The organism is Pectobacterium odoriferum (assembly GCF_009931295.1).
Taxonomy (GTDB): domain Bacteria; phylum Pseudomonadota; class Gammaproteobacteria; order Enterobacterales; family Enterobacteriaceae; genus Pectobacterium; species Pectobacterium odoriferum.
Window position 1 is genome coordinate 2,515,855 of the sequence record NZ_CP034938.1, and the last position, 21,682, is coordinate 2,537,536.

Genomic DNA, 21,682 nt, shown 5'->3' on the forward strand with positions numbered 1-21,682 from the left:
CCATGTTTACCACTATGCGCCGCCACGCGATGACACTGGCTCTGTTTGCGGCATTCACGACGGCCACCACGGCCATCGTGAACATGTTAACGGAACCCACAATTTCGCATCAGGCAATGCTGCAACAAAAGATGCTGTTGGATCAGGTTGTTCCCGCCGAGTTATACAATAGTGACATTCAGAAAGAGTGTTACGTTGTCACCAATCCGGCATTAGGGTCTTCAGCACCGCACCGCGTTTTCATCGCTCGTCAGAATGGTGAACCGGTCGCCGCCGCGCTGGAAAGTACCGCGCCGGATGGTTATTCTGGAGCGATTCGGCTGCTGGTTGGCGCCGATTTTCACGGTAAGGTACTCGGCGTCCGTGTCACCGAACACCACGAAACACCGGGGCTGGGTGATAAAATCGAAGTACGAATTTCTGATTGGATCACCCGATTCAGCGGACAAACGGTACAGGGCGAGCAAGATGCTCGCTGGGCAGTGAAAAAGGAAGGCGGAATGTTTGATCAATTTACCGGCGCGACCATTACGCCGCGCGCCGTTATTAATAGCGTAAAACGCAGCGCCCTTTACCTGCAAACGCTGCCATCACAAATCAACACGCTGTCCGTCTGTGGAGAGAACCAATGAGTCAAACCAAAGCGCTTTTCATTGAAGGGTTATGGAAAAACAACTCGGCACTGGTTCAATTGCTGGGTCTCTGCCCTCTACTGGCCGTGTCATCAACCGCAACTAACGCGTTGGGACTCGGGCTGGCAACCACGCTGGTTCTCACCTGTACCAATATGGCTGTATCCGCGTTACGCCGCTGGGTACCCGCGGAAATTCGTATTCCCATTTACGTCATGATCATCGCTTCGGTGGTCAGTACCGTGCAGATGTTGATCAACGCCTATGCCTACGGGTTATATCAGTCTTTGGGGATTTTTATTCCGCTGATCGTGACGAACTGTATCGTTATCGGTCGAGCAGAAGCCTTTGCCTCCAAGAATGCCGTTTTCCCTTCCGCCATTGACGGTCTGGCAATGGGGCTGGGAGCGACCAGCGCACTGGTGGTACTCGGTTCTTTACGTGAAATTCTGGGTAACGGCACGCTATTCGACGGCGCGGATTTGCTGCTGGGCAGTTGGGCTAAGGCTCTCCGCATTGAGGTTGTCCACCTTGATTCCCCTTTCCTGCTGGCGATGCTGCCACCGGGCGCGTTTATCGGTCTGGGACTGTTGCTGGCCGTGAAATATTTGATCGATGAGAAAATGAAACAACGCCGAGCCCGTGCTGCTGTTGCCGAAGGGAAAACGGCACCGGTGACGGGTGCCGTAGGGGAATCGCTGTGAACAAGGCCAAGCGGATTGAGATCTTAACGCGTTTACGCGACAACAATCCCCATCCGACGACTGAATTACATTTCAGTACGCCGTTTGAACTGCTCATCGCCGTACTGCTTTCCGCACAGGCAACCGATGTCAGCGTCAACAAAGCAACCGCAAAGCTCTACCCTGTTGCCAACACGCCGGAAGCCCTGCTTGAACTCGGTGTAGACGGCGTTAAAGGCTACATCAAGACGATTGGCCTGTTTAACAGCAAAGCGGAAAACGTCATTAAGACCTGCCGTTTGTTGCTGGAAAAGCATCAGGGGCAGGTTCCTGAAGATCGCGCCGCACTGGAAGCCTTACCCGGCGTAGGTCGAAAAACAGCAAACGTCGTTCTGAATACCGCATTTGGCTGGCCGACGATTGCCGTTGATACTCACATCTTTCGCGTCAGTAACCGGACAGGATTCGCACCGGGTAAAAATGTCGAACAGGTAGAAGAAAAACTGCTGAAAGTCGTTCCGGCAGAATTTAAAGTCGACTGCCATCACTGGTTAATCCTGCATGGTCGTTACACCTGTATTGCCCGTAAACCGCGCTGTGGCTCCTGCCTGATTGAAGATTTATGTGAATTTGGTGAAAAGGTCGACGCCTAGTCTGTTGTGGCCTGGAGCGCAGACCGTCCTTTCTCGATTATTCCACACGCCACCTTGTCTTTCGCTCTCTCATTATCAACGTGATCCGCGAGTTCTCTGCATTTTACTGCTCAGGCAACTCTGCTCTCTGGTGGTTTATTCGATACGTTGTAGCAGATTCCTCTATCAAAAAGTCTGTATAAAAGTACAAGTAACCACTATTTAAGGCTAATAAATTATTTTTAATAGAAAATTTAGTGATTGAATGTCACCTTCTGTAATTATGTCGTATTTTATTTTATCACATGCATTTGATGCATTTTTACACTCACTGTATATTTAGTAATATGCAAAAGATTAAACCGCACATTCATCCATAGCTAATGATATTGTCTTGATTTCAACAAAAATGCAGCTTATATCCCTTTTTGAAAAACAAAATATGACAAATCGATATAATCATTTGAAGCAAAAGCAAGTTATGAAATTAAACTCTGCATAACATTTAATTTCTGGTTTTATCCCGTCATAAAGACCACTTGTAACAAAACATGTCAAACGACTTGTCTATCCGTAAAATCACGTCAATATAACGCCGTTTCTCCTCCCCATAACTAGTCAAAAGAGGTTGCGGTTTCACTGCTTCACTCCTGCTCTTTTCTCGTTAAAAAACGAGATAGGTAAAATCAGAGGTCTTTGTGTCAACAGCAAACAACAACAGCGAATCCCCCGAAAGCGTCAGCATGAACGCCTTCAAACAGCCCAAAGCGTTTTATCTCATCTTTAGCATCGAACTGTGGGAACGTTTTGGTTACTACGGTCTGCAAGGCATTATGGCGGTTTATCTGGTCAAAATGCTGGGCATGTCCGAAACCGACTCCATTACCCTCTTCTCCTCATTCAGTGCGCTGGTATACGGTTTCGTCGCCATTGGCGGCTGGTTAGGCGACAAAGTCCTCGGCACCAAACGTGTGATCGTGCTGGGAGCCATCGTGCTGGCGATCGGTTACACCATGATTGCCTACTCAGGCCACAGCGTGACGTGGGTGTATATCGGTATGGCCACCATCGCCGTTGGTAACGGATTGTTTAAAGCTAACCCGTCGGCCCTGCTGTCTACCTGCTATGCGAAAGACGATCCGCGTCTGGATGGTGCCTTCACCATGTACTATATGGCGATAAATATCGGCTCCTTCTTTTCTATGCTGGCTACGCCGTGGCTTGCCGCACACTATGGCTGGAGCGTGGCCTTCTCTCTTAGCGTAGTTGGTATGATTCTGACGTTGATTAACTTTATGTTCTGCCGCAAGTGGGTCAACACACAAGGTTCTCAGCCAGATTTCCAACCGATTCATTTGCCAAAACTATTGAACTCGCTGATTGGTATTGCCGCTTTGATCGCGGTGTCCACTTGGTTGTTACACCATCAAAGTATCGCTCGCTGGATTTTGGCCTTAATCGCCATGGTCGTCGTCATTATTTTCATCAAAGAGATGTTTGCTGTTCAAGGCGCTGAACGGCGGAAAATGATCGTCGCGTTATTGCTAATGTTAGAAGCCGTAGTCTTCTTTGTGTTATATAGCCAAATGCCAACATCGCTGAACTTCTTTGCCATTCGCAACGTTGAGCATTCAATTTTAGGTTTTACTTTTGAGCCTGAGCAGTACCAGGCGCTCAACCCGTTCTGGATCATGGTAGCCAGCCCGCTTCTGGCTGCGATTTATAACAAAATGGGCGACCAATTGCCGATGGCGCACAAGTTTGCGGTTGGTATGGTGCTGTGCTCCGGCGCGTTTCTGGTGCTGCCGTGGGGTGCCAGCATGGCGAACGAACAGGGTATCGTGTCCGTCAACTGGCTGATCCTCTGCTACGGGCTACAAAGCATCGGTGAACTGATGATTTCCGGCCTGGGTCTGGCGATGGTCGCTCAACTGGTGCCACAGCGCCTGATGGGTTTTATCATGGGTGCCTGGTTCCTGACTACAGCCGGTGCTGCGATTATCGCAGGCTACGTTGCGAATATGATGGCCGTACCTGAGAACGTCGTAGACCCGCACGCGTCTCTTGAGATTTATAGCACTGTCTTCATGCAGATTGGCATTGTCACGGGCATCATCGCCGTTCTGATGCTGTTGACTGCACCGAAACTGACACGTATGACGCAGGATGTCGCCACTACGACAGCATCCGCCTGATGCACCTCATGCCGATGCGTATGTGAGGATCAGCGTTTGAATGATAAAAAGCCAGACATTGTCTGGCTTTTTTACGTTGGAGACCCGCCCTGAATGGCGTTTACTTCACTGGCAGCGTGACGTCCTTGAACATCGCTTCTATTTCATCATTTGAACGCAGCGCAACGGCAGTATCGACGACATCACGCGTTAAATGCGGCGCAAAACGCTGGATAAAGTCGTACATGTAGCTACGCAGGAACGTGCTGCGGCGGAAGCCGATTTTCGTTGTACTGTAGCTAAAAATACTGTTCGCGTTGATGGTCACCAGATCGGTTTCCGTCTGCGGATCGACCGCCATATTGGCAATCACCCCAACACCCAACCCTAAACGCACGTAGGTCTTAATCACATCGGCATCCGTTGCGGTAAAGACGATACGTGGTGTGAGGCCAGCGCGGTTAAACGCAGTATCCAGTTCGGAGCGCCCCGTAAAACCAAAGGTATAGGTGACGATAGGATAAGCGGCCAATTCTTCGATGGAAATATCGGTTTTGGACGCCAGCGGGTGATCCGGTTTTACTACCACCGCGCGATTCCAGTGGTAGCACGGCAGCATGATCAGATCGTCGTACAAATGCAGCGCTTCAGTCGCAATAGCAAAATCCGCCGATCCTTTCGCAACGGCCTCAGCAATCTGCGTCGGCGAGCCCTGATGCATATGCAGCGACACGCGAGGATAGCGATCGATGAAGCCTTTAATGACGCTTGGCAGCGCGTAGCGCGCCTGCGTATGCGTCGTCGCCACGTACAGCGACCCTTTATCGGGATAGGTATGTTCTCCGGCGACCGCTTTGATAGCATCGACTTTCGACAACACTTCACGTGCAATGCGGATGACTTCCTGTCCGGCTGGCGTCACCTGTGTCAGATGTTTTCCACTACGGGCAAAAATTTGAATGCCCAACTCATCCTCCAGCATGCGGACCTGTTTACTGATCCCCGGCTGGGAGGTGTACAACCCTTCTGCGGTAGAAGATACATTCAGGTTGTGATTAACAACTTCAACAATATAACGAAGCTGTTGTAGTTTCATAATTTATCCCATTCCCAATTGAAGTGTGCGCGTGGCATCTCACGACGTTCTGACGACGTTCCATTTTATTGACTTTGATTATACTCGTCATACTTCAAGCTGCTTGTGCGTTGGCCGCCCTTACTCACCCCTGTCACTTACTTATGTAAGCTCCTGAGGACTCGCGCAGTTGCCGCGTTACAAGGCCATAAATGGGCCTTGCCCTAACGGGCCAACGCATAGCGTTGTTCAAAACGCTAACGTTTTGTCACGCAACTCGAATTATTTAGGGTATACGCCTTAACCACCTGGCGCATATTTCCATCAATTAATGTCATTTAATCATAAAAACTATTTTTATATAACCATTTTTGCATGGCGATAGCGATAAAGAACGCGGTGCATGCGATTATCACCGAGGTAAACCGCATGATTCTCTATCACGGATCAACAATCCTCATGCTACCGCAGGACAATCTTCATGCATCTGTTTTATCTGGATATTTTCTGCGATCGAAAAAGCCAGCCTTGCGGCTGGCTTGATTTAGCGATGTCTTACACATAACCCAGTTATGTGCAGGGTAACTGAAAGAAGTTACTTCTTCCCTTCAACCCATTTGCCATCAATGTAAAACGCTGACCACCCCGTTGCCTTGCCGTCTTTCTCTGACGAGACATATTGCTGTTTAGTCTTACGGCTAAAGCGCACCTGCGTTTTGTTGCCATCGTTATCGGCCACAGGAGCATCAGCCAGATAGCGCAGTTTTTCCGGTAAACGATCTTTGAATCGCACCAGTTCTTCTACCAGCGGTGCCCGCGTTTCGCGAGATTTCGGGAACGTATTGGCCGCAAGGAAGACCCCCGCCGCGCCATCACGCAATACGAAATAGGCATCAGACTTCTCGCAAGGCAGCTCAGGCAACGGCACCGGATCTTCTTTCGGTGGCGCCACATCGCCATTACGCAGAATCTTACGCGTGTTGCTACATGTCTCGCTGGTGCACGCCATGTATTTACCGAAGCGTCCCATTTTGAGATGCATCTCGGAGCCACATTTCTCACACTCAACAATCGGGCCATCATAACCCTTGATGCGGAATTCACCGGCTTCGATTTCATATCCGTCACAGGCTGGGTTATTCCCGCAAACGTGCAGCTTGCGCTGATTATCAATCAGATAGCTGTCCATTGCCGTACCACATTTTTCACAGCGGCGGCGGGCACGCAACGCGTTGGTTTCGGCATCATCGCCTTCCAACACGTTCAGCACTTCAGCTTCAGGTATCAGGTTGATTGTGGTTTTACAGCGCTCTTTTGGCGGCAGTGCATAGCCGGAACAGCCCAAAAACACGCCGGTACTAGCAGTACGGATACCCATCTGACGAGAGCAGGTTGGGCAGTCAATGCTGGTTAACACCATCGCATTGGGGCGCATACCGCCTTCTTCAGGATCCTGTTCTGCCTTTTCCAACTGCTGGCTAAATTCGTTGAAGAACTCATCCAATACCGCTTTCCATTCCGCCTGATTATTAGCGACCTGATCAAGGCGGCTTTCCATCCGTGCGGTAAAATCGTAATTCATCAATTCGCGGAAATTTTCTTCCAGCCTATCGGTAACGATTTCACCCATTTTCTCGGCATAGAAACGGCGGTTCTCCACTCGAACATAGCCGCGATCCTGAATGGTGGAAATAATAGACGCGTAGGTAGACGGACGACCAATCCCACGTTTTTCCAGCTCTTTAACCAAAGAGGCATCGCTGTAGCGTGCCGGTGGTTTAGTGAAGTGTTGCCCTGGCAGCAGTTTTTGTAGCGACAGTACTTCGCCCACTGCCACGGTCGGCAACGTGCGATCTTCATCATTTTTACGCAACGCAGGCATGACTTTCGTCCAACCATCGAAACGCAGCGTACGACCTTTGGCACGCAGTTGATAATCGACCGCTTCCACGATTAGCGTGGTGGAATCATATTGCGCTGGTGTCATTTGGCAAGCGACGAACTGACGCCAGATCAGCTGATACAGTTTCTGCGCATCGGCTTCCATATCTTTCAGGCTGTCGGCCAGCACGCCAACATCGGAAGGACGAATCGCTTCGTGCGCTTCCTGCGAGTTTTCTTTGCTGCTGTAAAGGTTCGCTGATTCCGGCAGATAGCGCTTACCGAATTCTTCGCCAATATAGCCACGCACCATCGTCAAGGCATCCTGACTGAGGTTCGTCGAGTCGGTACGCATGTAGGTAATGTAGCCTGCTTCATACAGACGCTGCGCCATCATCATGGTCTTTTTCACGCCGAAGCCAAGGCGCGTACTGGCAGCCTGTTGCAGCGTGGAGGTGATGAACGGCGCGCCTGGCTTGCTGCTGGTCGGCTTATCTTCACGATCGGCAACCACATAGCGCGCGTTCTCAAGCAGACTAACCGCCGCATGCGTTTGTTCTTTATTAACCGGTTTAAACGGCTTGCTGTTATGGTGCGTCACCTGCATTTGCAGTTGAATATCGCTGCCTGCCAGCAAATCAGCGTGCAGTTCCCAATATTCTTCCGGCACGAACGCTTTAATTTCACGCTCGCGATCGACAATCAGGCGCACCGCAACCGACTGCACACGCCCAGCAGACAAGCCACGGGCAATTTTTTTCCACAGCAGCGGGGAAACCATATAACCCACCACGCGATCCATAAATCGACGCGCCTGCTGGGCATTCACGCGGTCAATATTCAACGTGTCTGGTTTTTCAAATGCCTGTTTAATGGCATTTTTCGTGATTTCGTTAAACACCACGCGGCTGAAACGCTGATCGTCACCACCAATGATTTCCCGCAGGTGCCAGGCAATGGCTTCCCCTTCGCGGTCAAGGTCGGTTGCGAGATAGATGTGGTCGGCATTTTCCGCCAGCGTTTTTAATTCGGAGACAACTTTCTCCTTACCCGGCAGTATTTCGTAGTTGGCTTTCCAGCCATGATAAGGGTCGACGCCCATACGATTAACTAGCGCGGATTTCTCATCCTTTTTGACTTTCTTTTTCGTTTTATCTTTAGTCGTTGAGTCCGCGCTCTTTTTACTGACTGAGCCACTCGTCGGCAAATCGCGCACATGACCGACGCTGGATTTCACCACGTAGTCATTGCCTAAATACTTATTGATCGTTTTGGCTTTTGCCGGGGACTCGACGATAACGAGAGCTTTACCCATATGTACTATTACCTGCTGAATTCTTCTGAAAATCAGATATTTTTCGGGGCATCCAGAGCGGATTCTACTGACTGCGCAAAATCCCACACTCTACCTGATAAATATTGCCACGCAACCTAATTAGCATGGAAACCCTGTTTTATCCGCTTCCTGCCACACTGAATATCGGCAGGTAAGCGCCTAAAATGTAGTCCATTTGCATCATAATCTACGCTTTACGCTGAAACCGTATCGCAGTACCCTTTCTCTTGGTGCGACTTTTGAAATAGCCGTATTGCATTTTGAAATCGCGGTGTTGATTTTAGGAATAACCTTGTTGATATAGTGCAACGCCCCCCTTTTCAAGGGTGAGTACAGGAGTAACAATCATGTCACCTGAACATCAGGTTAACGAAGAAAAGCGTCCTATTGACCGCCAGAGCTTATTAATTGAAGCCAATGACATCATTAAACATCACGATGATTATTTGCATGGCATGGTCGCTGATAGCGTAGAACAAAAAAACGGCGTGCTGGTTTTTCGCGGTGAATTTTTTCTCGATGAGAACGGAATACCGACCTTAAAAAGCACTGCGGTATTTAACATGTTCAAGCATCTTGCGCATGTTTTATCCGAAAAATACGACTTGATCGATTAAAAACGAATGCCCGCAAATTCGCGGGCATTTGATTGTGTACGGCTTAATGTTTTAGCAATTACAGCAGGGGCTTTGAACCACGTTGCCACCAGCGCAACATCAATCGTTCTGCGGTATCACCTGCACTGCCCGTCAGACGATCCAGCAGGCGTTTACGCCGCGTATAACGAACGCTTAATACTTCATGGTTGGCCATTTCAGCAATCAGCAGATCGTCACTGGTGCCGATAGCATCAACCAACCCCAGATCTTTCGCCTGAGTGCCAAACCAGTGCTCTCCCGTCGCCACCGAATCAATATCCAGAGAGGGGCGCATCTGCTGCACAAAATCCTTAAACAGCGTGTGCGTGACATTCAGATCTTCGCGGAATTTCTCACGGCCTTGTTCGGTGTTCTCACCAAACAGCGTCAGCGTACGTTTGAATTCACCCGCGGTGTGCAGCTCAACATCAATGTCTTTGTTTTTCAGCAAACGGTGGAAATTGGGGATTTGCGCCACGACGCCAATAGATCCTACAATCGCAAACGGTGCCGCTACGATGCGGTCAGCCACGCAGGCCATCATATATCCGCCGCTGGCAGCGACTTTATCCACCGAGACGGTCAACCGCACGCCGCCCTGACGCAGACGCTGTAACTGCGAGGCGGCCAATCCATAGCCGTGAACCACACCGCCGGGGCTTTCCAGACGCAGCAATACTTCATCTTTCGGTTTCGCTACGGCGAGTACGGCGGAGATCTCTTCACGCAGCGAACTGACTTCGCCCGCATCCATACTGCCGTTGAAATCGAGCACGTACAGGCACGGTTTGACACTTTTCTCTTCGCCGCGCTTGGCACGCTGTTTATCTTGCTTCGCGGTTTCTTTTTCTTTCTTCTTTTCTTGTTTAGATAACAGCTTACGCTCGGTGTCGCTCATACAGGCAGTCTGCATTTCGCGCTGCATTTCCTGATATTGTTCACCCAGATTCGTGACCTGCAACTCACCTTTATGTGGACGCTTACGCTGCGTCATCCCGAATGCTAGAACGACTAACGCACCAATAGCCACCACGATGGTGAGTACCTTAGCCAGGAATAAACCGTACAGAGAAAGTAATTCCACAAACACCGTCCTCATTGACTGCGTATTAATTAATGTTGGTTTATTCACCAACCATGGCGTTGACGTCGTGCGCCATTCCCTTCCTATAACCTAACTGATGGCACGCAATATGGCGATGTTATTCCTGCGGTTTTTACGTCTACTGCTGCTTTTTACAACAGCACGGGGATAAATAGAGGCAGTCTCATTGAAAACAGTCGATATTTGAGGCATAACACCCCCATTCACCCTGCCCGGATACGCTGTTATCTGACGTTCCGAGTGGCACGACCGACGCATCTCGCCGTGCCGTATTCTATATACCTGAAACGTGGCTGTTTTGCGCCACGGTAAGAGGAATTCATTGTGCACTACCAGCCTAAAATCGATTTACTGCAAAACCGTATCGTTCTGATCACCGGTGCTGGCGACGGCATTGGCCGGGAAGCCGCGCTGACCTACGCCCGCTACGGCGCACACGTCATCTTATTAGGGCGGACAGAAAGTAAACTTCAGTCGGTTAAACAGCAGATCGAGCAGGAACACGGTACGCCTGCGCACGTTGTGGTCTGCGATATGCTGGCCTTGTCTTCCGCGCAGTGCTTTCAACTGGCTGACGAACTGGCACAGGTTGTGCCGCACCTGGATGGGGTTCTCCACAACGCCGGATTACTCGGGGAAATCACCCCGATCACACAGCAAACGCCTGAGATCTGGCATCAGGTTATGCAGGTCAACGTCAATGCGACCTTTATGCTGACGCAGGCGCTGCTGCCGCTGTTATTGAAATCACCTTGCTCTTCTCTGGTTTTCACCAGTTCCAGCGTGGGCCGCGAAGGTCGTGCCGGCTGGGGAGCCTATTCCGTCTCCAAGTTCGCGACTGAAGGCCTGATGCAAGTGCTGGCCGAAGAGTATCGTTCACAAAATCTGCGGGTGAACTGTATTAATCCCGGCGGAACCCGTACAGGAATGCGTGCGTCAGCCTTCCCTAACGAAGATCCGATGAGACTGAAAACGCCGGCAGATATTATGCCGCTGTATCTCTATCTGATGGGCGATGACAGCCGCCGTAAGACGGGGATGAGTTTTGACGCACAGCCGAGCAGAAAAGCCGGTCCAGCCGAATAATAGAGAAGAGCACGCACGATGAGCGATGAACGCCACCAGCAACGTCAACAGCGCCTGAAAGAAAAGGTCGACGCCCGCATTGCCGCCGCGAATGAAACACGCGGTATTCTGATCGTCTTCACTGGTAACGGGAAAGGAAAAACCACGGCGGCTTTTGGCACCGTCACGCGAGCGATAGGCCACGGATTGCAAGCAGGCGTGATCCAGTTTATTAAAGGTGAATGGCCAAACGGCGAGAAGAATCTGCTGCAACAGCACGGCGTGGAATTTCAGGTCATGGCGACGGGCTTTACCTGGGATACGCAGAATCGCCAGACGGATACCGTCGCGGCACAACACGTCTGGCAGCATGGCAAACGCATGCTGGCCGATCCACAGCTCGACCTCGTCGTATTGGACGAACTGACGTATATGATTAGTTATGATTATTTAGCTTTAAGTGACGTTGTCACTGCATTAAGGCAGCGCCCTGCCGGGCAGACGGTCATTATTACTGGACGAGGTTGCCATCGTGACTTGCTTGAAATGGCAGATACTGTGACGGAAATGCGTCCGGTAAAACACGCGTTTGATAACGGGATTCAGGCACAGCAAGGCATTGACTGGTAGTCGCTAGTTTTTATTGCTGATAAGCAAAGCGAAATGAAAACGGGCAGCGAAAGCTGCCCGTAAAGATAACGATATTAACCGTTGCGCTTAGGTTTTGGCGAAGTGCGGCGTGCTGGAGCACTGTTGATCTGGCTGTGACGTTTTACCGCACGACGGATCTGGTTCGCCTTCACCCGGCGGCGTTCGCGCTCAACCGGCAGTTTCGATACCGTTTCTGCCGGAAGCTGCACTAATTCACGTAGATAGTTCAGTTGTTCCAGCGGCATTTCTGTCCAGCCACCGCGTGGAATGCCTTTCGGCAGCGTAATATCGCCGTAGCGCACGCGAATCAGGCGGCTAACCTGCACGCCAACCGCTTCCCACAGACGGCGAACTTCACGGTTGCGCCCTTCCGTCAGCGTCACGTTATACCACTGGTTCAGACCTTCACCGCCCTGATAGCGGATAGTCCGGAATGATGCCGGACCGTCTTCGAGCTGTACGCCTTTGCTCAGCTGTTTAATCTTTTCGTCGTCAACTTCACCGAAGACACGCACGGCGTATTCGCGCTCAACCTCGCGGCTGGGGTGCATCAGGCGATTGGCTAACTCACCGTCGGTCGTGAACAGCAGCAGGCCGGAGGTGTTTACGTCCAGACGCCCTACCGCAACCCAGCGAGAACCCTGAATTTTGGGCAGACGGTCAAATACCGTCGGGCGACCATCAGGATCGTTACGCGTGCACAGTTCACCTTCCGGTTTGTAATACACCAGCACACGGCACACGGTTTCTTCGGTTTCCTTAACGGTAACCACATGGCCATCAATACGGATTTTGGTGGCTTTCGTCACTTCGACGCGATCACCCAAAGTGGCAATCTTACCGTCAACGCTGACGCGTCCAGCCTGAATGATACCTTCAATTTCGCGGCGTGAGCCATGTCCGGCACGCGCCAGAACTTTTTGTAACTTTTCGCTCATTGAGCAACCTCTAGTGTCGCCTTCCCAGGCGTCGGGGGGAGTCATAACTGCTGATACAATTCAACAGGTTACGTAAAAATCGTTCATCGTATTCAATGCTGGCGCGATTATACCGATCTTCGCGCCATTTGTATTCCCATTGTTACAGCCCTGTCGCAGCGCTTATAGGAACGGCGTGACATCACCGGTGCCTTCACGGGCGACGCGCGGCACGGACTCGGTCAAGTCGATAACCGTCGTCGGCTGTTGACCCAGCGAACCACCGTGAATAATCAAGTCCACCTGTTTTCCCAATCTTTCCTGAATTTCTTCTGGATCGGATTCGGCGAAATCATTTCCCGGCAGCATCAGCGTTGTCGACATCAACGGTTCATTCAGCGCGGCCAGCAGCTCCAGTGCGATAGGATTGGACGGCACACGCAGGCCGATGGTTTTACGCTTTTCATTCATTAAGCGGCGAGGAACCTCTTTCGTCGCTTTCAGAATAAACGTGTAATTACCGGGCGTATTATTTTTAATCAACCGGAAAGCTGAGTTATCAACATGGGCATACGTCGACAGCTCGGACAGATCGCGACACATCAGCGTGAAGTTATGATCGCTACCCAGATCGCGAATCCGGCAAATGCGTTCCAGCGCGTTCTTTTCGCCCAACATACAGCCCAACGCGTAACCGGAATCCGTTGGATAAACAATCACCCCACCCTTATGCAAAAATTCCACCGACTGATTGATCAATCGCGGCTGCGGATTCTGTGGGTGAATATAGAAAAACTGGCTCATGACCCTACCTCATACATCTGACATTTCGCGGCGTTGTGCATTCCAACCCGCATCATCGTGCAATAGGATTATTATAGAACGTGTTGATGGTAAAAGATTGTTATTTCATGAGATAGCGATGCCATTACGCAATGATGCACCACTAGCCTACCAACACGGGATGGTGCCAGACTGGCTCGACATCGGCAGGAAGCCACAGCTTTCGGCCCAGCTCAATCCAGGCGCACGGCAGGTGGAAATCCGATCCTTGCGACGCCATCAGGTTGAAATCACGTGCATAGCGGCCCAACTGCGTACGCTCATCCGGTGCCTGTTGGCATTGCGCCACTTCCATTGCGATCCCGCCGTTTTCTGCAAACGTGGCTAACAGGCGCTTTAGCCATTTGGCCGTCAAATCGTAGCGCCCCGGATGCGCCAACACTGATACACCACCGGATTGATGAATCGCCTCTATCGCTTGCGGAATAGTGCACCACTGCGGTGGCACGTACCCAGTTTTGCCTTTCGCCAGATACTTTTTGAACACCTGATTCATATTCGCTGCGATGCCCAGCTCGATCAGGTAACGAGCAAAATGCGCTCGTGTAATCTGCCCTCCCGTCGCCAGACGCTGTGCGCCAGTCAGCGCATCGGGAATACGGTTTTTTTCCAGCCGAGCCGCAATCTGTTCCGCCCGACTCTGCCGACACTCTGCCTGCTGTTGCAGCAAACCCGTTAACGCTGGATGCGCAATATCCATGCCCAACCCGACAATATGGATCTCATGGTTTTCCCACAGCGTGGAGATCTCCACGCCGGGAATCAATCTCAGCGGCAGCCCTTGTTGTGCAATCGCCTGCTGCGCTTCGTCAAGCCCAGCAGTCGTGTCGTGATCGGTAATAGCCAGCACACTCACCCGCATGTCTACTGCCCGACTGACCAGTGCTGTCGGCGTTAAAAGGCCATCAGACGCTGTGGTATGGCTATGCAAATCATAAAGAGGGAATGGCGATATCGGTTGAGAATCTTCTGGCACAAGCCTATCCATTAACAAGAATAATGCGAAAGCCGCATGATGCCATTAATAGGAAGCAAATGGTAATGCCCGCCGTTTTTCCGAGTAATAAAATAATCATATTGAAGGTGTTGACATTTCACCGACGAACCAGTTAACTAGTACACAAGTTCGGTGCGCCAATATTGGTCCGTAATAAATATCGGTCCGTACCAAAAAATGTTCAGCAACAGATAGCGAGACGATGATAATGGCAACGCAGAAAATGATGAAGTATGGTTGGTGGCGCTCTTCCCTCTCGCGGGTGGACTAATCACGCATTGCTGTTATCACACATGCAGATATTCCCAGGCCCGCTTAACTAAGCGGGCTTTTTATTTGATGGGCACAACATTAGACGGGTAGTAAGAATGCAAACAACACAACCTAAACTGGAACTGCTGCGTACCGAGGCCGTTTATCGTAACGACCCCAGTGCCATCTTCCATCAGCTCTGCGGTGCCAGACCTGCAACGTTGCTGTTAGAGTCGGCTGAAATCGACAGCAAGGAAAACCTGAAAAGCCTGTTGATCGTAGATAGCGCGCTGCGCATCACCGCACTGGGCCAGCACGTTTCCATTCAGGCACTCACAGCAAACGGCGCCAGTCTTCTGCCACTTCTGGATACCGCGCTGCCAGTGGAGATTACCAATCAGCCGCGCCCGAATGGCCGTGAGCTCACTTTCCCGCAGGCAGACGCGATGCAGGACGAAGATGCTCGCCTGCGCTCGCTATCTGTGTTTGATGCCTTACGCCAGATTCTGACGCTGGTCACCTGCCCGACAGACGAGCGGGAAGCCATGTTCCTCGGCGGCCTGTTCGCCTACGATTTGGTCGCTGGTTTTGAAGAACTGCCAGCGCTGAGCCAGCAGCAGCGTTGCCCAGATTTTTGCTTCTATCTGGCAGAAACGCTGCTGGTGCTTGACCACCAAAAACGTGTGACCGCTCTGCAAGCCAGCCTGTTTACGCCGAACCAGAGCGAAAAGCAGCGTCTACAGCAGCGTCTGGAACAGCTGCAACTTCAGCTCACCCAGCCAGCGCCGGCGCTGCCGCGTCAGTCCATCGAAGACATGACGCTGAGCTGCAACCAGAGCGATGAGGCTTTCGGTGACGTCGTCAGCCAGATGCAAGAAGCCATCCGCATCGGTGAAATTTTTCAGGTTGTGCCATCACGTCGTTTCTCTCTGCCGTGTCCTTCACCGCTAGCTGCCTACCAAACGCTGAAGGATAGCAATCCCAGCCCTTACATGTTTTACATGCAGGATCAGGATTTCACGCTGTTCGGTGCCTCGCCGGAAAGCTCGCTGAAATACGATGCCGACAGCCGCCAAATCGAAATCTACCCCATTGCCGGTACCCGCCCGCGCGGTCGCCGTGCCGATGGCTCACTGGATCGCGATCTCGATAGCCGTATTGAGTTGGAAATGCGTACCGACCATAAAGAGCTGGCTGAGCATCTGATGCTGGTAGATTTAGCCCGTAACGATCTGGCTCGTATCTGTCAGCCAGGCAGCCGTTACGTTGCTGATCTGACTAAAGTTGACCGCTATTCCTTTGTGATGCATCTGGTCTCCCGCGTGGTGGGCACACTGCGTGAAGATTTAGATGTGCTGCACGCCTACCGCGCCTGCATGAATATGGGCACGCTGAGCGGCGCACCGAAAGTCCGGGCAATGCAGTTGATTGCCGAAAGTGAGAAAACCCGGCGCGGCAGCTACGGCGGCGCAGTCGGCTACTTCACCGCGCACGGCGATCTGGACACCTGCATCGTCATTCGTTCCGCCTATGTCGAAGACGGTATTGCCACCGTTCAGGCTGGTGCGGGCGTGGTTCTGGATTCTAACCCTCAGGCCGAAGCCGACGAGACACGTAATAAAGCCCGAGCCGTACTGCGAGCCATTGCCAGTGCGCACCATGCCAAGGAGGTTTTCTGATGGCTGACATCCTGCTGCTCGATAATATCGATTCATTCACCTACAACCTGGTGGATCAACTGCGTGCCAGCGGTCATCAGGTCGTGATTTACCGTAACCATCTGCCTGCTGATGTCATCATCGCGCGCTTACAGCAAATGGAAAAACCGATCCTGATGCTCTCCCCCGGCCCCGGCACGCCAGCCGAAGCGGGTTGTATGCCTGAGCTGCTGCAACGCTTACGCGGTCAGTTGCCGATTATCGGCATTTGCCTCGGCCATCAGGCCATCGTGGAAGCCTACGGTGGCCATGTCGGTCAGGCGGGTGAAATCCTGCACGGCAAAGCGTCTGCCATCGACCACGATGCCAGCGGTATGTTTAGCGGTTTACCGCATCCGTTGCCCGTTGCGCGCTACCACTCGTTGGTCGGCAGCAACATTCCGTCGACGCTGACCGTCAACGCACACTTCAACACGATGGTCATGGCCGTGCGCAACGATGCGGATCGTGTCTGCGGTTTTCAATTCCATCCTGAGTCGATTCTGACCACGCACGGCGCTCGACTGCTGGAACAAACGCTGGACTGGGCACTGGCTTAACGAGGGATACGATTATGCAATTGTCTTCTACACAACAGTCTTCTAAGACCCGGGAACCGTCTACAGCTCAGGATGTCATGACCATGCAACACATACTGGAAAAATTATACGGCGCGAACCCTATCAGCCGTCAGGAAAGTCAGGCGCTGTTTGGTGCCATTATTCGCGGTGAACTGGAAGCTAGCCAGTTAGCCGCGGCGTTGATTAGCATGAAAGTGCGTGGCGAGCATCCCGATGAAATCGCCGGCGCCGCCACGGCCTTGCTGGCCGATGCGCAGCCGTTCCCCCGCCCTGACTATTTATTTGCCGATATCGTCGGCACAGGCGGAGACGGCACCAACAGCATCAACATTTCGACGGCCAGTGCCTTCGTTGCTGCCAGCTGTGGACTGAAAATCGCCAAGCACGGCAACCGCAGCGTATCCAGCCGCTCCGGTTCCTCAGACTTGCTCTCCGCTTTCGGCATTAAGCTGGATATGAGCGCGCAGGATTCCCGTCAGGCGCTGGACGATCTGGGCGTGTGTTTCCTGTTTGCTCCGCAATACCATCTGGGCTTCCGTCATGCCATGCCAGTTCGTCAGCAGCTCAAAACGCGCACCGTCTTCAACGTGCTGGGGCCGTTGGTTAACCCCGCTCGCCCGCCACTGGCGCTGATTGGCGTGTATAGCCCCGAATTAGTTCGCCCTATCGCCGAAACGCTGAAGGTGCTGGGCTACCAACGTGCTGCCGTCGTACACGGCGGCGGGATGGATGAAGTCGCGCTTCATGCACCGACGCAGGTTGCTGAGTTGAACAATGGCGAGATCGAAACCTACGAACTGACGCACCGCGATTTCGGTCTGGATGCGTATCCGCTGTCGGCATTACAAGGCGGTACGCCAGAAGAAAATCGTGACATTCTCGCGTCACTGCTACAAGGTAAAGGTGAACGCGCGCACGCCGCGGCGGTTGCCGCCAACGTTGCGCTGCTCCTGAGATTATTCGGACAAGAAGATCTGCGCCAGAATGCGCAACAGGCGCTTGAAGTCATTCATAGTGGACAGGCTTATCAGCGCGTTATCGCCCTGTCTGCCAGAGGATAATGGAACCATGCAGGAAACCGTATTACATAAAATTGTGCGTGATAAAGCGCTCTGGGTTGCGGAACGAGAAAAAGCACAGCCGCTGGCCTCTTTTCAGCATGAGATCGTTCCCAGCCAGCGCGACTTTTATCAGGCGCTGAAACAAGATAAGCCCGCCTTTATTCTTGAATGCAAAAAGGCTTCACCGTCGAAGGGATTGATTCGCGATGATTTCGACCCGGTAGCGATTGCTCAGGTCTATAAAGGTTACGCGTCTGCTATTTCCGTTTTAACCGACGAGAAGTATTTTCAGGGCGATTTTGCCTTCCTGCCACAGGTTAGCGCGGCAGTACATCAGCCGGTGTTGTGCAAAGACTTTATTATTTCGCCCTACCAGATCTATCTGGCTCGCTACTATCAGGCTGATGCCATTCTGCTGATGTTGTCCGTGCTGGACGACGAGCAGTATCAGCAACTGGCCGAGGTAGCGCACAGCCTGAAGCTGGGCGTGTTAACAGAAGTCAGTAACGAAGAAGAGCTACTGCGGGCTATTCAGCTCGAAGCGCGCGTCGTCGGGATCAACAACCGCGACCTGCGCGATCTCTCCATTGACCTCAACCGTACTCGGACGCTCGCGCCGCGTCTGCCCGCAGGCGTCACCGTGATCAGTGAATCCGGAATCAACTGCCAGACGCAGATTCGTGAACTCAGCGCGTTTGCTCAGGGCTTCCTGATCGGCAGCTCACTGATGTCCGAGCCAGATCTGAACGACGCAGTACGCCGCGTTATTCTAGGTGAGAACGCTATTTTGGGAGAAAACAAGGTCTGCGGCCTGACGCGCGCCGCAGATGCACAGGCAGCTTATCAAGCGGGTGCGCTCTACGGCGGATTAATCTTCGTCGCCAGCTCCCCACGCTATGTTGACGCCAAACAAGCCACTGACGTTATGACAGGTGCCCCACTGCGCTATGTCGGTGTTTTCCGCAATGCGCCCGTCGAACACATCGTGGCTATCACAACGCAGTTAGGGTTAGCAGCCGTTCAACTGCACGGTGATGAAGATCAACAGACCATCGACCGGTTACGTCAGCAATTACCAGCGACCTGCCAGATTTGGAAAGCATTAAGCATCGCGGATGTGCTGCCAGAACGCAATTTTACCCACGTCGATCGCTACGTGTTTGACAACGGTCAGGGCGGCAGCGGTAAAACCTTTAATTGGTCGCTGCTGGCGAATCAGTCATTGGATAACGTGCTGTTGGCCGGTGGCCTGAATAGCGATAACTGCGCACTGGCGGCACAGCAAGGTTGCGCAGGACTGGATTTCAATTCCGGGGTCGAAAGCGAACCGGGAAAAAAAGACTCACATAAAATTGCTGCGGTTTTTGCGACATTACGTCAGCCCCAACACTAAAACAGACGGGAAAATTATGACATTACTCAACCCTTACTTCGGTGAATTCGGCGGACAATTTGTTCCGCAGATCCTCATCCCGGCGTTACGCCAGTTGGAAGAGGCTTTCGTCAGTGCACAGAAAGATCCTGAATTTCAGGCCGAATTTACCGATCTGCTGAAAAACTATGCGGGTCGCCCAACAGCGTTAACCTTGTGTAAAAATCTGACCGCTGGGACGAAAACCAAGCTGTACCTGAAACGTGAAGATTTACTGCACGGCGGTGCGCACAAAACCAATCAGGTGCTCGGACAGGCTCTACTGGCTAAGCGCATGGGTAAAAGCGAAATCATCGCCGAAACGGGTGCGGGCCAACACGGTGTCGCAACGGCGCTGGCTTGCGCCCTGCTTGGCCTGAAATGCCGCGTTTATATGGGTGCAAAAGACGTTGAGCGTCAGTCGCCGAACGTCTTCCGCATGCGTCTGATGGGTGCAGAAGTGATTCCGGTTCACAGCGGTTCCTCCACGCTGAAAGATGCCTGTAACGAAGCGCTGCGTGACTGGTCCGGCAGCTATGAAACGGCACACTATCTGCTGGGAACGGCCGCTGGCCCGCATCCTTACCCGACTATCGTGCGCGAGTTTCAACGCATGATTGGTGAGGAAACTAAAGCGCAGATTCTGGAAAAAGAAGGTCGCTTGCCGGATGCGGTACTCGCTTGCGTCGGTGGTGGCTCTAACGCGATTGGGATGTTCGCTGATTTCATCGATGATACTGACGTCCGTCTGATCGGCATTGAGCCTGGCGGCTTGGGCATTGAATCCGGGCAGCACGGCGCGCCGTTAAAACACGGTCGTCTCGGCATCTATTTCGGCATGAAGTCCCCGATGATGCAAACGTCTGACGGGCAAATTGAAGAATCCTATTCTATTTCTGCTGGACTGGATTTCCCGTCGGTAGGGCCGCAGCACGCCTATCTGAACAGCATCGGCCGCGCTGACTATGTCTCGATTACCGATGACGAAGCGTTGGATGCCTTCAAAGCGCTCTGCCGCGGTGAAGGGATTATTCCCGCGCTGGAATCTTCCCACGCGCTGGCACACGCCTTGAAGATGATTAAAACGGAACCGGAGAAAGAACAACTGCTGGTGGTAAACCTGTCCGGCCGTGGTGATAAAGACATCTTTACCGTGCACGATATTTTGAAAGATCGGGGAGAAATCTAATGGAACGCTATCAACAGTTATTTAACCGCCTGTCAGAGAAAAAGGAAGGTGCGTTCGTTCCGTTTGTTACACTGGGCGATCCCTCTCCCGGCCAATCCCTGAAAATTATCGACACGCTGATTGCCGCCGGAGCCGACGCGTTGGAGTTGGGCGTGCCCTTCTCTGACCCGTTAGCGGATGGCCCGACCATTCAGGACGCCAACCTGCGCGCCTTTGCCGCAGGCGTCACACCAGACCAATGCTTCGAAATGCTGGCGGCAATACGTCAAAAATACCCGGAAATCCCGATTGGCCTGCTGATGTATGCCAATCTGGTCTTCAGCAACGGTATTGATGAATTTTATCAGCGCTGCGCGCAGGTTGGCGTCGATTCGGTGTTAGTGGCGGATGTGCCGGTGGTGGAGTCTGCACCGTTCCGTACGGCTGCGCTGCGACACGGCATTGCCCCCATTTTTATCTGTCCGCCCAATGCTGACGATGAACTGCTGCGTGAGATCGCCTCTTATGGCCGTGGCTATACCTATTTAGTGTCACGTGCGGGCGTGACCGGGGCAGAAAAGCGCGCACAGCTGCCGCTGCATCATCTGGTTGCCAAGCTGAACACGTATCATGCCGCCCCGCCGCTGCAAGGATTTGGCATTTCCGATCCGGCTCAAGTGCGGGAAACGTTAGCCTCAGGCGCAGCGGGTGCTATTTCTGGCTCCGCGATCGTACGGATTATCGAAAAAAATCTGAACCAGCCTGATGTGATGCTGTCCGAGTTACACGCCTTTGTGAGTGAAATGAAAGCAGCTACGCGTTCATAACACGTTTCAGGCGCGCGATTTGTGCTTAACGCAAGCAATGTCGCGCGCCGAATAAT

The 21,682-nt window shown here is 52.3% G+C and carries 19 protein-coding genes and 1 other annotated feature; of the genes, 13 read left to right on the plus strand and 6 right to left on the minus strand.

All coding sequences use genetic code 11. The features are described from left to right. Window positions 1-2 precede the first annotated feature (2 nt). The 4 genes from rsxG (at window position 3) to dtpA (ending at window position 4,142) form a co-directional block, all read left to right on the plus strand. Window positions 3-632 (plus strand): electron transport complex subunit RsxG, encoded by a 630-nt coding sequence (gene rsxG, locus EO763_RS11135; protein WP_161528986.1) that lies wholly within the window; start codon window positions 3-5, stop codon window positions 630-632. Beyond that, complete coding sequence (locus EO763_RS11140; protein WP_161528987.1) at window positions 629-1,336, plus strand: electron transport complex subunit E; 708 nt, start codon at window positions 629-631, stop codon at window positions 1,334-1,336. Before rsxG ends, EO763_RS11140 begins: the two co-directional genes overlap by 4 nt. Next, window positions 1,333-1,968, plus strand: coding sequence for an endonuclease III (gene nth, locus EO763_RS11145; protein WP_039489490.1), 636 nt, complete (start codon window positions 1,333-1,335; stop codon window positions 1,966-1,968). Before EO763_RS11140 ends, nth begins: the two co-directional genes overlap by 4 nt. Window positions 1,969-2,645: 677 nt before the next feature. Further along, window positions 2,646-4,142, plus strand: a complete 1,497-nt coding sequence (gene dtpA / locus EO763_RS11150; protein ID WP_161528988.1) for a dipeptide/tripeptide permease DtpA — start codon at window positions 2,646-2,648, stop codon at window positions 4,140-4,142. A gap of 100 nt (window positions 4,143-4,242) precedes the next feature. On the opposite strand, the gene cysB is transcribed toward dtpA, so the two are convergent. Further along, on the minus strand, window positions 4,243-5,217 hold the full coding sequence (gene cysB / locus EO763_RS11155) for an HTH-type transcriptional regulator CysB (protein ID WP_015840250.1): 975 nt from the start codon (window positions 5,215-5,217) through the stop codon (window positions 4,243-4,245). A gap of 574 nt (window positions 5,218-5,791) precedes the next feature. Continuing rightward, a complete protein-coding gene (gene topA, locus EO763_RS11160) occupies window positions 5,792-8,392 on the minus strand; it encodes a type I DNA topoisomerase (RefSeq protein WP_161528989.1) in 2,601 nt (866 codons plus the stop codon). Between the two features lie 368 nt (window positions 8,393-8,760). Here topA and EO763_RS11165 point away from each other — a divergent pair, with 368 nt between their 5' ends. After that, window positions 8,761-9,030 carry a YciN family protein gene (locus EO763_RS11165; RefSeq protein WP_039276201.1) on the plus strand — a complete coding sequence of 90 codons (270 nt, stop codon included), beginning with the start codon at window positions 8,761-8,763 and terminating at the stop codon, window positions 9,028-9,030. 58 nt (window positions 9,031-9,088) lie between these two features. Here EO763_RS11165 and sohB read toward each other — a convergent pair whose 3' ends face one another. Further along, window positions 9,089-10,135: a protease SohB gene (gene sohB / locus EO763_RS11170; RefSeq protein WP_039531865.1), complete on the minus strand. Its 1,047-nt coding sequence runs from the start codon at window positions 10,133-10,135 to the stop codon at window positions 9,089-9,091. 345 nt (window positions 10,136-10,480) lie between these two features. On the opposite strand from sohB, the gene EO763_RS11175 reads away from it, so the two are divergent. Both EO763_RS11175 and cobO read left to right on the plus strand, forming a co-directional pair. Further along, window positions 10,481-11,242 (plus strand): YciK family oxidoreductase, encoded by a 762-nt coding sequence (locus tag EO763_RS11175; RefSeq protein WP_161528990.1) that lies wholly within the window; start codon window positions 10,481-10,483, stop codon window positions 11,240-11,242. A gap of 18 nt (window positions 11,243-11,260) precedes the next feature. After that, window positions 11,261-11,851 (plus strand): cob(I)yrinic acid a,c-diamide adenosyltransferase, encoded by a 591-nt coding sequence (cobO, locus tag EO763_RS11180; protein ID WP_161528991.1) that lies wholly within the window; start codon window positions 11,261-11,263, stop codon window positions 11,849-11,851. A 74-nt stretch (window positions 11,852-11,925) separates the two neighbouring features. Here the strand turns inward: cobO and rluB are convergent, their stop codons facing one another. The 3 genes from rluB to rnm form a co-directional block, all read right to left on the minus strand. Next, on the minus strand, window positions 11,926-12,810 hold the full coding sequence (rluB, locus tag EO763_RS11185; RefSeq protein WP_044204530.1) for a 23S rRNA pseudouridine(2605) synthase RluB: 885 nt from the start codon (window positions 12,808-12,810) through the stop codon (window positions 11,926-11,928). A gap of 162 nt (window positions 12,811-12,972) precedes the next feature. After that, entirely contained in the window at window positions 12,973-13,593 is a 621-nt protein-coding gene (locus tag EO763_RS11190) for an L-threonylcarbamoyladenylate synthase (protein WP_039473043.1), read from the minus strand. A gap of 142 nt (window positions 13,594-13,735) precedes the next feature. After that, window positions 13,736-14,620, minus strand: coding sequence for an RNase RNM (rnm, locus tag EO763_RS11195; RefSeq protein ID WP_167521840.1), 885 nt, complete (start codon window positions 14,618-14,620; stop codon window positions 13,736-13,738). A gap of 241 nt (window positions 14,621-14,861) precedes the next feature. Continuing rightward, window positions 14,862-14,966: a sequence feature (Trp leader region), on the plus strand. Window positions 14,967-14,997: 31 nt separating this feature from the next. On the opposite strand from rnm, the gene EO763_RS11200 reads away from it, so the two are divergent. The 6 genes from EO763_RS11200 to trpA all read left to right on the plus strand — a co-directional run bounded on the left by EO763_RS11200 (window position 14,998) and on the right by trpA (window position 21,626). Then, window positions 14,998-16,560 carry an anthranilate synthase component 1 gene (locus tag EO763_RS11200; RefSeq protein ID WP_161528993.1) on the plus strand — a complete coding sequence of 521 codons (1,563 nt, stop codon included), beginning with the start codon at window positions 14,998-15,000 and terminating at the stop codon, window positions 16,558-16,560. Beyond that, on the plus strand, window positions 16,560-17,138 hold the full coding sequence (locus tag EO763_RS11205; protein ID WP_010275261.1) for a glutamine amidotransferase-related protein: 579 nt from the start codon (window positions 16,560-16,562) through the stop codon (window positions 17,136-17,138). The genes EO763_RS11200 and EO763_RS11205 overlap by 1 nt, the downstream gene beginning before the upstream one ends. A gap of 83 nt (window positions 17,139-17,221) precedes the next feature. Then, the gene (trpD, locus tag EO763_RS11210; protein WP_095699431.1) at window positions 17,222-18,220 is read left to right on the plus strand and encodes an anthranilate phosphoribosyltransferase; all 999 of its coding nucleotides are present in this window, start codon (window positions 17,222-17,224) and stop codon (window positions 18,218-18,220) included. 7 nt (window positions 18,221-18,227) lie between these two features. Beyond that, window positions 18,228-19,613, plus strand: a complete 1,386-nt coding sequence (gene trpCF, locus EO763_RS11215) for a bifunctional indole-3-glycerol-phosphate synthase TrpC/phosphoribosylanthranilate isomerase TrpF (protein ID WP_161528994.1) — start codon at window positions 18,228-18,230, stop codon at window positions 19,611-19,613. A 13-nt stretch (window positions 19,614-19,626) separates the two neighbouring features. Continuing rightward, entirely contained in the window at window positions 19,627-20,820 is a 1,194-nt protein-coding gene (trpB, locus tag EO763_RS11220; protein WP_208852012.1) for a tryptophan synthase subunit beta, read from the plus strand. Then, the gene (trpA, locus tag EO763_RS11225; protein ID WP_039489513.1) at window positions 20,820-21,626 is read left to right on the plus strand and encodes a tryptophan synthase subunit alpha; all 807 of its coding nucleotides are present in this window, start codon (window positions 20,820-20,822) and stop codon (window positions 21,624-21,626) included. The genes trpB and trpA overlap by 1 nt, the downstream gene beginning before the upstream one ends. Window positions 21,627-21,682: the final 56 nt, after the last annotated feature.